The 13469-nt window shown below is 39.8% G+C and carries 16 protein-coding genes; 4 read left to right on the forward strand and 12 right to left on the reverse strand.

Going from position 1 to position 13469, the window contains the following annotated elements; genetic code table 11:
- Nucleotides 1-258: 258 nt before the first annotated feature.
- Nucleotides 259-474: a helix-turn-helix domain-containing protein gene (locus CVPH_RS00100; RefSeq protein WP_225879724.1), complete on the forward strand. Its 216-nt coding sequence runs from the start codon at nucleotides 259-261 to the stop codon at nucleotides 472-474.
- 10 nt (nucleotides 475-484) lie between these two features.
- Here the strand turns inward: CVPH_RS00100 and ribF are convergent, their stop codons facing one another.
- Genes ribF through CVPH_RS00140 form a run of 8 tightly spaced genes read right to left on the reverse strand, consistent with a single transcriptional unit; the run spans nucleotide 485 to nucleotide 7581 of the window.
- On the reverse strand, nucleotides 485-1387 hold the full coding sequence (gene ribF / locus CVPH_RS00105; RefSeq protein WP_201341542.1) for a bifunctional riboflavin kinase/FAD synthetase: 903 nt from the start codon (nucleotides 1385-1387) through the stop codon (nucleotides 485-487).
- A gap of 11 nt (nucleotides 1388-1398) precedes the next feature.
- Complete coding sequence (mutY, locus tag CVPH_RS00110) at nucleotides 1399-2424, reverse strand: A/G-specific adenine glycosylase (protein WP_201341543.1); 1026 nt, start codon at nucleotides 2422-2424, stop codon at nucleotides 1399-1401.
- Nucleotides 2424-3479 carry a homoserine O-succinyltransferase MetA gene (metA, locus tag CVPH_RS00115; RefSeq protein ID WP_201341545.1) on the reverse strand — a complete coding sequence of 352 codons (1056 nt, stop codon included), beginning with the start codon at nucleotides 3477-3479 and terminating at the stop codon, nucleotides 2424-2426. The genes mutY and metA overlap by 1 nt, the downstream gene beginning before the upstream one ends.
- A complete protein-coding gene (locus CVPH_RS00120; protein ID WP_201341546.1) occupies nucleotides 3479-4315 on the reverse strand; it encodes a DEAD/DEAH box helicase family protein in 837 nt (278 codons plus the stop codon). The genes metA and CVPH_RS00120 overlap by 1 nt, the downstream gene beginning before the upstream one ends.
- A gap of 26 nt (nucleotides 4316-4341) precedes the next feature.
- Nucleotides 4342-5529: an alanine transaminase gene (gene alaC / locus CVPH_RS00125; protein WP_201341548.1), complete on the reverse strand. Its 1188-nt coding sequence runs from the start codon at nucleotides 5527-5529 to the stop codon at nucleotides 4342-4344.
- Nucleotides 5530-5559: 30 nt separating this feature from the next.
- Entirely contained in the window at nucleotides 5560-5886 is a 327-nt protein-coding gene (locus tag CVPH_RS00130; RefSeq protein ID WP_201341549.1) for an FKBP-type peptidyl-prolyl cis-trans isomerase, read from the reverse strand.
- Nucleotides 5887-5896: 10 nt separating this feature from the next.
- Complete coding sequence (locus CVPH_RS00135) at nucleotides 5897-6670, reverse strand: DUF2797 domain-containing protein (protein ID WP_225879725.1); 774 nt, start codon at nucleotides 6668-6670, stop codon at nucleotides 5897-5899.
- A gap of 32 nt (nucleotides 6671-6702) precedes the next feature.
- Nucleotides 6703-7581: a phosphoribosylaminoimidazolesuccinocarboxamide synthase gene (locus CVPH_RS00140; RefSeq protein WP_201342382.1), complete on the reverse strand. Its 879-nt coding sequence runs from the start codon at nucleotides 7579-7581 to the stop codon at nucleotides 6703-6705.
- A 108-nt stretch (nucleotides 7582-7689) separates the two neighbouring features.
- Here CVPH_RS00140 and CVPH_RS00145 point away from each other — a divergent pair, with 108 nt between their 5' ends.
- Nucleotides 7690-8310 (forward strand): hypothetical protein, encoded by a 621-nt coding sequence (locus CVPH_RS00145; protein ID WP_201341552.1) that lies wholly within the window; start codon nucleotides 7690-7692, stop codon nucleotides 8308-8310.
- Here the strand turns inward: CVPH_RS00145 and CVPH_RS09850 are convergent.
- From CVPH_RS09850 to uppS, 4 genes are all read right to left on the reverse strand, one after another.
- On the reverse strand, nucleotides 8300-8725 hold the full coding sequence (locus tag CVPH_RS09850) for a M23 family metallopeptidase (protein WP_225879837.1): 426 nt from the start codon (nucleotides 8723-8725) through the stop codon (nucleotides 8300-8302). The genes CVPH_RS00145 and CVPH_RS09850 overlap by 11 nt on opposite strands.
- Before the next feature lie 620 nt (nucleotides 8726-9345).
- Nucleotides 9346-10497 (reverse strand): 1-deoxy-D-xylulose-5-phosphate reductoisomerase, encoded by a 1152-nt coding sequence (gene ispC, locus CVPH_RS00155; protein WP_201341554.1) that lies wholly within the window; start codon nucleotides 10495-10497, stop codon nucleotides 9346-9348.
- On the reverse strand, nucleotides 10494-11294 hold the full coding sequence (locus tag CVPH_RS00160; protein ID WP_201341555.1) for a phosphatidate cytidylyltransferase: 801 nt from the start codon (nucleotides 11292-11294) through the stop codon (nucleotides 10494-10496). The genes ispC and CVPH_RS00160 overlap by 4 nt, the downstream gene beginning before the upstream one ends.
- 9 nt (nucleotides 11295-11303) lie before the next feature.
- Nucleotides 11304-12005, reverse strand: coding sequence for a polyprenyl diphosphate synthase (gene uppS, locus CVPH_RS00165; protein ID WP_201341556.1), 702 nt, complete (start codon nucleotides 12003-12005; stop codon nucleotides 11304-11306).
- Nucleotides 12006-12092: 87 nt separating this feature from the next.
- Between uppS and hisF the strand changes: the two genes are divergently transcribed.
- Together hisF and CVPH_RS00175 are read left to right on the forward strand one after the other, a co-directional pair.
- Complete coding sequence (gene hisF / locus CVPH_RS00170; RefSeq protein ID WP_201341557.1) at nucleotides 12093-12866, forward strand: imidazole glycerol phosphate synthase subunit HisF; 774 nt, start codon at nucleotides 12093-12095, stop codon at nucleotides 12864-12866.
- 68 nt (nucleotides 12867-12934) lie between these two features.
- Nucleotides 12935-13465, forward strand: coding sequence for a redox-active disulfide-containing membrane protein (locus tag CVPH_RS00175; RefSeq protein ID WP_201341558.1), 531 nt, complete (start codon nucleotides 12935-12937; stop codon nucleotides 13463-13465).
- The last annotated feature ends 4 nt before the right edge of the window (nucleotides 13466-13469 follow it).

The raw sequence follows: 13469 nt of genomic DNA on the forward strand, positions 1-13469 counted from the left end.
AGGGCAATAGTCTCCTTTTAACGTCCTTTTATTTTCTTTTTTGGCTTTTGGGGTTGTGAATAATGCCAGCGCTAGCACCAGACAGTCCAACTGCCATTAGTGGGTTGTGCTTATGTGTTTTCATTTTTATTGCTTGCTCCTAAAACAGTAATGTTATACGATATTACCAAAACAGTAGCAAACTATATTGCTCCTAAAATAGGTGCAATGAAATATGTTAAATTTAGGTAATCAGTCCACTCAAATACACACGCTACTTTGCGTAAGTTTTGGCTTGAACAAAGAAATAAATTGGGCTTATCTCAAAGAGCTTTAGCGAAAAAACTACAAGTGGCACTGCCGCTTATTTGCAAAATTGAAACAGGCGATAGACGCCTAGACATTGTAGAAGTAATTGAGTATTGCAAAGCTTTAAAAGTTGACCCGCACCAAGTCATTGATTTACTTGTCCAACTTGATAAGGAAAATTTTTAAAGAAGGTTGTTCAGAGTCCAAAAAAGTTTTTGGCATCTTTGACGTCTGACTTTATTTGTTGTTTTAGTGCTGAAAAAGAACCAAACTTTTGTTCGTCGCGAATTTTGTATTTGAATATAACCTCGGCATTTTCGCCATAAACCTGATTGTTAAAGTCAAATAAAAAGACCTCTAATAAGATTGTTTCGCCCCCAACTGTGGGGCGCTTGCCAAGATTGCATACACCGCTGTAAATCTTGCCATTTAATGCTACATTAACGGCAAGCACGCCTAATAGTGGGCTGATTTTTCTTTTAATGGGAATGTTGATTGTGGGAAAACCGATGGTTCTGCCCTGTTTTTGGCCGTGAATGATTTTTCCTGAGATTGAAAATTCTCGCCCTAATAGCTGGCTTGCTAAGCCAAAATTACCTTCTTTAAGTGATTGTCTGATTTTTGAGCTGCTGACCCTGTCAAAGTTGTGAAACACAGTGGGTGTTTTTTCTACCTCAAAATCAAAGGTTTGTAGTAAAGAAAAATCACCTGTTCGGTTGGTGCCAAAACGAAAATCATCGCCAACTAGGCAGTACTTAACATTGAGTTTATCTAGCAATATCTGCTGAATAAAGGCGTCAGCAGAGAGTTGTGAGAATGGCATACTAAAGTTAATTAATAAGTGCTCGTCTAGTCCAAGGTTTGTAAGCAAGGCGTGTTTTTGCTTAAAACTACTCAGTGTGGCTTGCGCGTGCCCAAAAAAGTGTTGTGGTGTTGGTGCAAAGGAAACAAGCACTGACGGTAAATTCATGGTTTGTGCTTTATTAATCAAAGTTTTGATAATTTTTTGATGTCCTATATGCACACCATCAAAGTTTCCAATGGTGACAATACTGCCCAAATGAGGTTTTAAATTTTGTAAGCCACGAATGAGTTTCATAAGCGTTTATTTTAGTCTAATTGGCAGATGATGTTATCAACTGGTTTTGGCACGCCAATATTTAACTGAGATAAGGATTTAAACTCACCCTTGACATCTGGGCAGTGAATGAGTATTGGGTGAATCAGTAAATGATAGTGGGTGAAACTATGTTTAAAAATGGTTAGGCTTTTTTCTATCAAAGCTGATGGGTGAAAATCAGTTATGGTTTGTTGAATATCTTTGTCACTGTCTGTGCACTCTACAAAACTCCACAACCCACCCCAAATGCCCTTGTTTGGGCGTTTTTGTAAGTAGATATTGTGTTTGTCATCTTTAAAAATTAGCATGGCAATTGAGCGGACGGGTTTGTTTTTCCTTGGCTTTGGGTTGGGATATTTATCTTGGGTGTTGGTTTGCTGTGCCAAGCAATCAGATTGGATTGGGCACTGTTTACAATTTGGTTTACGTTGAGTGCACAGGGTTGCACCTAAATCCATGATGGCTTGTGTATAGTCAGCATTACGCTCATTAGGCATGTGATATCTGGCCAAGTACCATAATTCTTTAAGTGTTTTGCTTTGCCCATAATGACCTTTAACCTGGTGGTATCTTGAGAGTACACGCTTAACATTACCATCGAGTATGGCGTGTTTTTGATTAAAGCTAATGGATAAAATAGCACCTGCTGTGGATTCGCCCACACCAGGTAAGCCAATCACTTGTTTAAACTCAGTTGGAAAATTGCCCTGGTATTGGTTCATGATGATATTGGCAGTTGTGTGTAGGTTTCTTGCTCTGGCGTAATACCCCAAGCCTGCCCATTGAGCTAATACTGCATCTTCAGAAGCGTTGGCTAAGGCAGCCAATGTGGGGAAATGCTGAATAAAATTATTAAAATAATCAATAACCATTGTTACTTGGGTTTGTTGCAACATGATTTCACTTAACCAAACATGATAAGGGTTGTTTGGTTTGCCTTGTATTGCCTGCCAAGGCAGGCAGTGACGACCAAATTGCTCAAACCACTTCAGTAGTGGCTTTGAAATTGGGCGCACTATTTTAAATTAAGCGGGTCATGTGGATTAATACCGTCCATAAACGGTTTATTAATGTCTTCATGAGTCGTTTGGTAAACACAGCCAATCCAGTTGTTGATAATGACATTAGTGGCATTACCCCAAGTGTTATCTAAGGTTTTGCTAATTAGTTGTTCAGGGAAGTCTGTAACGCTAAGCTCTTTGGATAAAAGCTTAGTTTTATACTCATTGAGAATAGCCTTGCTTTGTTCGGTTAAATAATATTTAGGGAAAGGCGGATAGTCATCTCGTGTTTTTTCCAAATAGGCAATAATATCACGCTTGTATTCTTTTAATAGGCTGATAGTGTCGTATTCTGGATGGCCTTGGAAAAACACAACCCTTAATAAATCTTCACTAACGCCTAAGTGTATACCGATTTTACTTTCAACCAAAATTTTAACCCCGGCAGCATTAAATTGCGCCTTTGAAATTTCATTAAAGCGGGAATGCGGTACATCAAAGCGTGTATTCACGCCATTCATTAAAGGGTGTTGCCTCTCTAGTACTTGGTGTGGAAATACGCCCCAGCACTTTTCACCAATGGCTTGGCGTTTTTGTCCATATCTAAATTCTAAAACAGCGTGTGTTGCCAAACACGAGCATAGTGTTGAAGTAACGTGGTCGTACGACCAATCAACCACTTCTTTTAATTCTTCATAGAAAGGTGCTTTTTGTAAACCTGCTTGTTCAATGTGTGCACCTGTAATAATCAGTGCATCAAGCCCTTGAGCTTTAATATCTGCGAAAGTTTGATAATGCTGTTTGACATGCTTGCTTGTTTTTTTGTTTCGCTTGATTGACGATAATGTAAATGGATGTAGATAAAATTGTGCAATTTGATTAGAATGTCCAACGAGGCGAAAAAACTGGCGCTCGGTTGCTTCAAGTGCGGCATCTGGCATCATGTTTAATAAGCCAATGTGCAATTCACGAATGGCTTGGTTGTTTGCCCTGTCTTTTGACAGAATGGTTTCGCCCTCATCTTTAAGGCGTACAAAAGAAGGCAAGTTTGAATGTGCAATTAGTGGCATTAGTTCATTGCTCCATAAATAAGCCCAAAGACCTCGTTGGCATTTTTGCACTGATACAAATCTTCGCTGTCAATAGTGTAGCCATACTTGTTGGCAATGGCTTCATATTTTGGCTTGCGGTGTTCAAGCAGGCGTGGAAACACCCAGCGTACAAACTCGTTTGGGTTGATTTGTGCGACATAAATTAGCTGATTTTTTTGTAGGTAGATGTCTAATTGCTGTTTCAGAAAATCAGCCTGATAATACAAAGGCTTTGGATGTGTTTGTGCGCGTTCAATCAAAGCGGTTTCGTTAGTTTTACTGGCTCTAATGTAGAGAATCACCGTGTTGTCAGCTAGGGTCTGATATACCTGCTCATTGTCTAATTCACACAGACTACCACCCGCGTCATTAATAAAATGATTAAACCCTTGTGTCTTGGATTTTTGTATAAATTGTGGCACGTCAAGCATGGCTTTGGTTTCTGCGTTTAAGTGCATCGTTTGACGGGTAATAAAAGTATCAATGGGCGTGCCACCTAGTTCAGGATTGCCAGCCTTGCCTAAAAAAGCAGAGACTGATGATAAATTATCAAAGGTAATGTGATTTTGAATGCTGATAGACTCGTTATCCAACAAGTTTCTAAGCCATTTGTCTTGTCTGACGTGATTCTTGATGTTGTCTAAAATTTTATCATTCAAATATTCAGCACCGATGCGATAGTCGCCAGAATAATGAAAGTATTTATCTTGACGGCTAAGGAGTTTTGCTAGGTGTGTTTTCCCCACACCTGACATGCCTAATAGCGTTAAGCATTTGCGGTTAGAGTTTTTGAATTCGCTGGCTGATAATTTCATGATTTTGAGTTTGCATCAAATTCGTTTTATAACAAGCCATCTTGTTTAAACATCTCACGAATGCCTCGGATTGCTTGGCGGGTTCGGTGTTCGTTTTCAATCAGCCCGAAACGCACGTATTGATCGCCATAACTACCAAAGCCAATACCGGGCGACACACCAACTTTTGCGATTTTGAGCAGTTTTTTGGTAAACTCTAGTGAGCCCATGTGCTGATAAAATTCAGGAATTTTTGCCCAAACAAACATTGTAGCTTTAGGCGATGTCACCACCCAGCCAATTGATTTCAAACCACCACAGAGCACATCGCGTCTGTCTTGGTACATGCCAGATATTTCTTTTACACAGCTTTGGTCGCCTTCTAGCGCCTCAATAGCGGCGACTTGAATGGGGGTGAACATACCATAATCTAGGTAAGATTTGATTTTGGCAAGTGCGCTTACCAAGGTTGGATTACCCACCATAAAGCCCACGCGCCAACCTGGCATGTTGTAGCTTTTTGACAACGAGAAAAACTCAACAGCAATCTCTTTAGCGCCTTCTACTTGTAAAATACTGGGCGCTACGTAGCCATCAAATACAATGTCTGCATAAGCTAAATCCTGCACCACCCAAATTTCATGCTCTTTGGCAATTTTGATGACTTTTTCAAAAAAATCTAATTCAGCACACTGTGTGGTTGGATTAGATGGATAATTTAAAACCAGCATTTTTGGCTTCGGCCAAGTGTTTTTAATAGAGCGTTCTAATTCTGCCAAGAAATCATCATCTGGACCACAAGGCACATGTTGAATATCTGCACCTGCAATCACAAACCCGTACGGATGAATAGGATAGGCAGGATTAGGCACCAATACCGTATCGCCACTACCCACAACAGCTTGTGCTAAATTAGACAGCCCCTCTTTAGAGCCAATGGTAACAATGGCCTCAGTTTCTGGGTCAATATCAACATCAAAGCGCCTTTTATACCAATTGGCAATCGCTTTGCGTAACCGTGGAATGCCACGAGAAGTAGAATAGCGATGCGTGTCTTTACGCCGAGCTGCCTCTACCAGTTTTTCAACAATACGATCAGGTGTTGGCTGGTCAGGATTGCCCATGCCAAAGTCAATAATATCTTCACCACGAGCACGTGCCTTGGCCTTTAGCTCGTTAGTAACTGCAAAAACATAAGCGGGCAGTCTTTTTATTCGTGGGAAGTCATCGTTCATTGTTGTTTGGTTTGTATTGGTTAGGGCGAATTATTGAATGGCTAATAACTCAACTTCAAAAACCAGTGTGGCGCTTGGTGGAATAAGACCGCCTGCACCCATCTCGCCATAAGCCAGTTTTGAAGGGATGGTGAGTTTGCGCTTACCACCAACGCACATGCCATCAATACCTTGGTCCCAGCCAGCGATGACCTGCCCAACGCCAAGTTTAAAATCAAAAGGCTCGTTTCTATCGATGCTAGAATCAAACTTTTTACCATTGGTAAGCCAGCCAGTATAGTGCATTGAGACAAAATTTCCCACTTTGCAAGTGGCGCCTGTGCCAATTTCTAAATCCTGTATTTCTAAATCTGCCATGTTTATTTTCCTAATAAGTTAATGTAATATGATACGAGCTAAATTTTCTAATGTTTAGCACACCTGTATCAAGCAGTAAGTATTGTCCTTTAATGCCTTGTAAAACGCCTTCAATTTTAGGGGTTTTATCAAAATTTAATGAGATAATTTTGCTAGGGTATTCTACCACAGGGTAGTTAATTTCTAGAACTTCATTGTCCAGCACGATTGCACCTAAAGTATCAATTAAGTGGGATATTTTTTTAAGCAAAGCATCGCGCGTTGTGCCTAAGTTGGCGTATTCCACCTTGTTTTTGAGCATTTTTCGCCAGTTGGTTTTATCATTAACATAATCTTTAAGTGCTATTTCAATTTGCCCTGATTTGAGCCGATTGCTGACCTCAAGTATTGGCAGTGTAGCAATTGCACCTTGATCAATCCAACGGCTAGGAATGTTGCTTTTACGGGTTATGCCAACCTTTACGCCAGATGAATTGGCCAAATAAACAATATGTGGATTAAAGCAATTGTCCAGCCCCCATTGTGGTTCACGACACGTGCCAAGGTGATGATGGCAAGTTTCAGGCTTCATAATACACAAATCACACCAGGCTAAACGCTGACAGCAAGGATAGCAAAACCCTTGAGAGTAGCTTTTATTGGTGCGTTTTTTACAATTTGAGCAAATAATTTCACCATTAAATTCAAGACTGATTTGTTCGCCCACCAAATCATTCATAGTTAGCAATTTATCACCTATTGGCAGTTGATACTGTGCTACGCTATTATTTAAGTGGGCGTGCATTTTTGCAATAAGTCCATTAATTTGCATGGTTTTTAATCTTGCATTAATCGTTGCTGAACTTCTTTGTATTTGTCAGCGGTTTGTTGAATAATGGATTGGGGCAGTATTGGGGCGGGCGGGGTTTTGTTCCAATCTAGCGTTTCTAAATAATCGCGCACAATTTGCTTGTCAAAACTTTTGGGGCTAGTGCCAACTTGATAATCAACCTTTGACCAAAAGCGTGATGAATCAGGCGTTAGCATTTCGTCCATTAAGGTTAATTGGTTGTGCTCATCCAGTCCAAATTCAAATTTGGTGTCAGCGATAATAATGCCACGTTCTAAAGCATAATCAGCAGCAAATTGATAAATTTTAAGGCTTGCTTGCTTAACTTGTTCAGCCAGATTTTGACCTAAAATTTCAACTGTTTCATCAAAATCAATATTGGCATCATGTTCGCCTAAATTTGCTTTTGTGGAGGGGGTGTAGAGTGCTTTAGGCAGCTTTTCGGCCAGTTGTAGGTTGGTGGGTAGTTTGATACCACAAACCTTGCCTGTTTGTTGGTAGTCTTTCCAGCCAGAGCCGATAATATAGCCACGAACAATGGCCTCAATAGCAAGGGGTTTGAGTTTTTTGACAATAACGCCACGACCTTTGATTAAAGCTACCTCTTTAGTATTTAGAACATTATCAAGTGGCTCAAGGGTTAAGTGATTGGGAATGGTGTGCTTGGTTTTTTCAAACCAAAAATTTGCCACTTCGGTTAAGATTGCACCCTTGTTGGCAATAGGCTTATCAAAAACAACATCAAAGGCGCTGAGCCGGTCTGTGGTGACAATTAACATGCGTTTATCGTCAATGTCATAAATGTCTCTAACTTTGCCTTTTTGAATCAGTGGTAAGCTTAGGCTTGTGCTAAATAATGTTCCCATGAGTTTACGTGTGTATAAATTGTTTAATTTAGGTGTTATTTTAATCAATTGTGTGACTAGGCTTGCAAATTATGACAACTTAAGCCATGGTAAAATAATTATTAAGTTATGATGCTAAGAAAAATCCTCATTATTTGCGTACTTGTACAGCATTCGGCAATTGCCTCAACGTTGTCAGAAGGTGCATTGCGACTTATTAAAATTGGCCATGAAATTGGTTCGCGCGATGTGGCGTTAAGGGGGCAGTCTTTATTATTAAAAGGTGCTTTTGATTTGGATGATTTTGATGCTATGTATGAGGTTTCAAAACAAGTTCGATACGGCAGTAAATTGATGGGATACGCCCCTTTAGAGCGCAAAGCCAATGAAATTTTGATTAAATTGGTGAGAAAGAGTTATGACCCCGCTTTGTATGAGTATGCTTTAAATTTGCTTGATGGCAGTAGTGGCTTTATTAAGAATGAATTTTTGGCCTTAAATTTATTTGAAGAGTCTTTTAAAGTGCATGGCAATGCAAAATCTGCACTAATGGCAGCTATTATTCGTAATGAGTCGCTGGTGCCAGGCACTAAAAAAGTACAATATATTAATGAGCTAATTTTATTTGCAATATTAAACCATATTGCAGGGGCACAGGCATATCAAAAGCAATACATAAAGTTAGATTATTTATCTGATCTTAACCCACCCAGTTGGCGTGTTTGGATTGATGCCCAAACTACAAATTAGATAAAATCTTGTTAACCTTGATTTTAAAATCCTGTAAATCAGCACGGCTGATGCTCTTTTGTGCGGGCAGTTTATAAGTGAGTGGGTTTCTTCTTTGGCCTTTGTGATGTAGTTCATAATGTAGGTGTGGACCTGTTGAACGACCTGTTGAGCCTACATAACCAATTATTTGACCTTTTTTAACCTTTTTGCCCTTGTACAGGCTGTTGGCATATCTTGATAAGTGCGCATAAACAGTGGTGTAATCAAAGCCATGTTGAATTATGACAGCCTTGCCAAGTACGCCTTTTCTGCCTTTAGTAGTGATTACGCCATTGGTAGTAGAATAAACAGGTGTACCGTAGTTGGCCGCATAATCAACAGCTTGATGGGGCGCTAAGTTTTTAAGATTGGGTGGTAGCGCCTGAGTTGAAATTTAGAGCTAATGCACCTGTATTTCAAAGGTGCTTTTAAAAAAGACGAACTCAGAGAGTGACCAAAGCGATCAAAGTAATCAAGATGCCCATGTTTATTTTTGTAAGCAAACACCTCAATGGGTTTGTTTTTGATAATACTTTGGTAAATGATGGCCACTGGTTTTGTACTACTGTTATTAATAATGAGGTTAATAGTGCTAAAACCAACCTCCCTGATTTTTGCGCATTAGCACCAAAGGAGTGGTTAATATTAACCACTGTTGTGGACAAACCACTAGGCGACTGTTTAGATTGCCTGTTGAGAATGGTTGAAAAGTAATTACCGTTAAGCACAATATTTAGGTTGGTTTTACGGTTTAATTGATAGGTTGGGGATTTGAACTGTCGATCTATTACGCAACCTAATGGTTAGCTTATGATCAATAGTAAGTTGGTTGAGTTTTTTTGTTTTTATTGGTAAAAAGAAGATTAGCAAGCAATCGATTAGACAGCCCAAACTTGGAAAAATATTGGCTTAGCGAGTCACCGTGCTTAACAGTAAAGTGATATACGTTGTTGGTAGCATAAGCAGATGCCATACTATAAAGACATCAATATCAGCAATATGCTTGTATAAAGCTTACCCATATTGCTTGATGATTTCACGGGTCATTTCACGAGCAACAAGGTCGTTATTAATCACCTCTTCTAAAGAATTAAGCACTGTATGTTTCATAGTGCTTAGCGTCTGGTCAATAATTTTTGGTATGTCTAAGAAGTTGATTTGATGGTTAAGAAAATGTTCAACTGCAATTTCATTGGCTGCATTCATGGTAATCATAGCATTGCCACCCTTTCTTAGCGCTTCAAAGGCCAGTTTAAGGCCAGTAAATTTTTCAAAATCTGGTTGATAAAACTCTAAGGCAGGGGTGTCGGTCAAGTCAAGCGCAGCAACACCAGAGTTAATACGTTGTGGATAACTCATGGCATATGAGATGACTGTGCGCATATCTGGATTGCCTAATTGAGACAGCGTTGAGCCGTCTTCATAATAAACAGATGAATGCACAATGCTTTGCGGATGTACCACCACGTCAATTTGTTCTGGCGTGAGTGAGAATAAGTAATGCGCCTCAATCACCTCCAGCCCTTTGTTCATCATGGTGGCAGAATCAACAGAGATTTTTCGCCCCATTGACCAATTTGGATGTGCACAGGCCTGATCTGGGGTGATGGATTTAAATTGGCTAATTGGCGTGTGTAAAAACGGCCCACCACTGGCAGTTAACTGGATTTTGCTTAAGCCTGATTTACCACTTTGTAGGCACTGGAAAATTGCACTGTGTTCTGAGTCAACAGGGATTAGTTCAGCATTAAACGTCTCCACTGTCTTCATAAAAATATCACCCGCCAATACCAAGGATTCTTTATTTGCCAGCATAATTCGCTTGCCCGCTTTAGCGGCGCAAAGTGCTGAGGACATACCCGCAGCGCCAACAATAGCAGCCATGACAAAGTCAGTATTTTGATGAGCGGCAATCTCATCTAGTGCTTGAGCGCCACTAAGTACTTGGGTATCAGTCATAATGGCATTTGATAATTTTTCAGCAGATTGCTCGTCTACCATGACTGCATAGTTAGGCTGGTACTTGTTGCACAACCCAAGCATTTGTTGCCAATTAGTATTAGCACTTAGCGCAAAAATATTAAACTTATCAGGATGTAGATCCACCACCAGCAAAGTACTTTTGCCGATAGAGCCGGTTGCACCTAACAAAGTTATATTTTTCATATCAAGTTAAGCCCTAGCAGAAAGAATGGTGCTGCCGCTGTTAGCGAGTCAATTCGGTCTAAAACGCCACCGTGACCAGGCAAAATTCGCCCACTGTCTTTAATATTTGAGACACGCTTGAACAAGCTTTCAAACAAATCGCCCAATACTGATACGCTAGCAACAACAATGGTTAATAGTAAATAACTCAAATATTGATTGATCGCTATATTTTGATATTGTAAGAACATAACCATTACCACCAAAGCAACGCCAATGCCACCAATCACACCTTCAATTGACTTTCCTGGACTTACTTTTGGCGCTAATTTTTGTTTGCCAATTGCCTTACCAGTAAAATAAGCACCAGAATCAGCACCCCAAATAATCAGCATGAGTAGTAAGAAATACTCAGCGCTGTATTGTTGTTGTAAAGTAATTAATGCAACCCACGTGGGCACTAATAATAATACGCCACTTATGATACGAACAATAAGCGGATTAAACCACAGATTGGTTTTATTGGGATAGCTTAGTACCCAGTATAAATTAACCATCCACCATAAAACGGACAAGTAAAGCACAAACGCAATAATTTGGGCATTGTTTTGGATGATGAGCGCGCAGGCAACAATACCAGCCACTAATAATAGTCTAACAATCCAGCGTTTAAATTTAATTAAACGTGAGAATTCCCATGCGCCAAGCGCAACAAAAACCAAAAGTAATTGTGCGAAGTAATGATTAGGCATGGCGAATATTGCCCAAACAAATAGTGGCGCTAAAATAAGTGCGGTGATGATTCTTTGTATGAGCATGATTTTTCCTTAAAGCCTTGCGCCAAAACGCCGATTACGATTATTAAAGTTGTTGATGGCTTTAATTAGTTCAGACTCGTCAAAATCTGGCCATAACGTTTCTGTGAAATAAAACTCACTATAAGCAATATCCCACAGTAAAAAATTACTAATCCTAAGTTCGCCACTGGTGCGGATTAACAAATCAACATTTGGTTCATTGGCTAATGACAGATATTGTGGAAAACTTTCCACATTAATATTGTTGGCTTCTATGTCGCCAGCGATGGCTGCTTTGGCTATTTTAGCTGCTGCCTGAGCAATGTCCCATTGACCACCATAATTAGCTGCAATTACTAGTGTTAAACCAGTATTGCCAGCGAGTAATGCTTGTGCATCAAGTGCTGTTTGTTGGATTTTGGCAGGAAATAAGGGCATATCACCAATTATTTTTAGTCTGATATTGCGCTTATTGAGTTTTTTAACTTCTTGTTTAAGCACGCTAAGAAATAGTTTAAACAACAAAGAGACTTCTTCAGTTGAGCGGTTTTTATTCTCGCTACTAAAAGCAAACAAGGTTAGTGTTTTAATACCGCGTATTGCACAAGCTTTAACAACACTACGCACCGCTTTAATCCCTTGCTGGTGCCCTAAAATGTGGGGCAAGGAGCGTTTCGATGCCCAACGACCATTGCCGTCCATGATAATTGCGATGTGTTTAAGCGTGTCCATAACAAAGTTGGATTATACCCATAGCATTACGAGCAATCAGCAAACACGGTTAATATAGAACTGGCGTGTGCGGTAAAATTCATCATTATGAGTTTAGCAAAAAGAATTATTCCTTGTCTTGATGTGCGTGATGGTCGTGTGGTTAAAGGCACTAAGTTTGTTGATATCAAGGATGCAGGCGACCCAGTTGAGGCGGCTAAGCGTTATGATCTTGAGGGCGCTGATGAGATTACTTTTTTAGACATTACTGCATCAATTGAAGGTAGAGATGCCATGACACATATGGTTGAGGCGATTGCCGATCAAGTGTTTATTCCACTGACTGTGGGCGGCGGTATTCGCAAGGCAGCGGATGTACGCGCGATGTTAAATGCAGGTGCGGATAAAGTTGCCGTTAATTCTGCCGCTATTTTTAACCCTGATTTAATCAACCAGTTAAGTGAAGAATTTGGTTCACAATGTATTGTGATTGCAATTGATGCCAAAAAAGTTGCTGACAATCCACTAAAATGGGAAATTTTTACTCACGGTGGGCGAAAGCCTACAGGTATTGATGCTATTGAGTGGGCAGTTAAAATGACTCAAGGCGATAATGGTGCTGGCGAGGTGCTGCTTACCTCAATGGATTGTGATGGCGTTAAGACAGGCTTTGATTTGCTACTCACTAAGGCAGTTTCTGATGCGGTGGATGTGCCTGTTATTGCCTCCGGTGGTGTGGGCAATTTAGAACATTTATCTGAAGGTGTGTTACAAGGTGGTGCTGATGCGGTGTTAGCAGCCAGTATTTTTCATTTTGGTGAATACACGATACAACAAGCCAAACAAGCCATGCAAGAAAACGGCATAGAAGTTAGACTATAATACTTTGTTTTTCAATTTCTTGGTGTTTTTAAGTGTATTATTAGGCACTTTATAAGCATCAAATTTTTATGAACTCTAAGAAAGAATTATGGATATTGTTGGCGTCCTTTGTACTGCCGATTGCTTTTGGAACGGCTTTCTTTTACTTAAGCCCTACTTCTTTTACCCAGCATACGGTTAATTATGGACAGTTTGTTAATCCTGTTATTACCACTACAAAACAAGACGTTAGTTTTGTTGACACTCAAAGCGGTTTGCAAGGTTTATGGACATTGGCCTATGCAACCAAGCAATGTGACAGTGTTTGTATAAAAGCATTACAAGATATAAAGACTGTTCGTATTTTGATGAATGAAGACATGCGTCGTATTCAAAGTTTATTGTTAATGACAAGTAAAGCCAAAGCACAACAAGCAGACGCATTAGTTGGACATGCCAGCGAGGCGCTTAATCGACAACTTAATCAGTTCCCAGAAAGCAGTTTATTTTTGATTGACCCACTTGGCAATGTGATGTTGCGTTACGATTCAAAAAATTTAGAGATTAAGCGTGTTATTAAAGATTTAAAACGTCTATTTAAGTATTCACGCATTGGCTAATAGG

This window comes from Abyssogena phaseoliformis symbiont OG214 (assembly GCF_016592595.1).
Taxonomy (GTDB): Bacteria; Pseudomonadota; Gammaproteobacteria; order PS1; family Pseudothioglobaceae; genus Ruthia.

Excerpts from the sequence above, each read along its gene's own strand:
- uppS (WP_201341556.1), bottom strand. The coding sequence starts at position 12,005 with ATGGACACGCTTAAACACATCGCAATTATCATGGACGGCAATGGTCGT.
- metA (WP_201341545.1), bottom strand. The coding sequence starts at position 3,479 with ATGCCACTAATTGCACATTCAAACTTGCCTTCTTTTGTACGCCTTAAA.
- ribF (WP_201341542.1), bottom strand. The coding sequence starts at position 1,387 with ATGAAACTCATTCGTGGCTTACAAAATTTAAAACCTCATTTGGGCAGT.
- CVPH_RS00175 (WP_201341558.1), top strand. The coding sequence starts at position 12,935 with ATGAACTCTAAGAAAGAATTATGGATATTGTTGGCGTCCTTTGTACTG.
- CVPH_RS00135 (WP_225879725.1), bottom strand. The coding sequence starts at position 6,670 with ATGCACGCCCACTTAAATAATAGCGTAGCACAGTATCAACTGCCAATA.
- hisF (WP_201341557.1), top strand. The coding sequence starts at position 12,093 with ATGAGTTTAGCAAAAAGAATTATTCCTTGTCTTGATGTGCGTGATGGT.
- ispC (WP_201341554.1), bottom strand. The coding sequence starts at position 10,497 with ATGAAAAATATAACTTTGTTAGGTGCAACCGGCTCTATCGGCAAAAGT.
- CVPH_RS00160 (WP_201341555.1), bottom strand. The coding sequence starts at position 11,294 with ATGCTCATACAAAGAATCATCACCGCACTTATTTTAGCGCCACTATTT.
- alaC (WP_201341548.1), bottom strand. The coding sequence starts at position 5,529 with ATGAACGATGACTTCCCACGAATAAAAAGACTGCCCGCTTATGTTTTT.
- CVPH_RS00140 (WP_201342382.1), bottom strand. The coding sequence starts at position 7,581 with ATGGGAACATTATTTAGCACAAGCCTAAGCTTACCACTGATTCAAAAA.
- CVPH_RS00130 (WP_201341549.1), bottom strand. The coding sequence starts at position 5,886 with ATGGCAGATTTAGAAATACAGGATTTAGAAATTGGCACAGGCGCCACT.
- CVPH_RS00145 (WP_201341552.1), top strand. The coding sequence starts at position 7,690 with ATGATGCTAAGAAAAATCCTCATTATTTGCGTACTTGTACAGCATTCG.
- CVPH_RS00120 (WP_201341546.1), bottom strand. The coding sequence starts at position 4,315 with ATGAAATTATCAGCCAGCGAATTCAAAAACTCTAACCGCAAATGCTTA.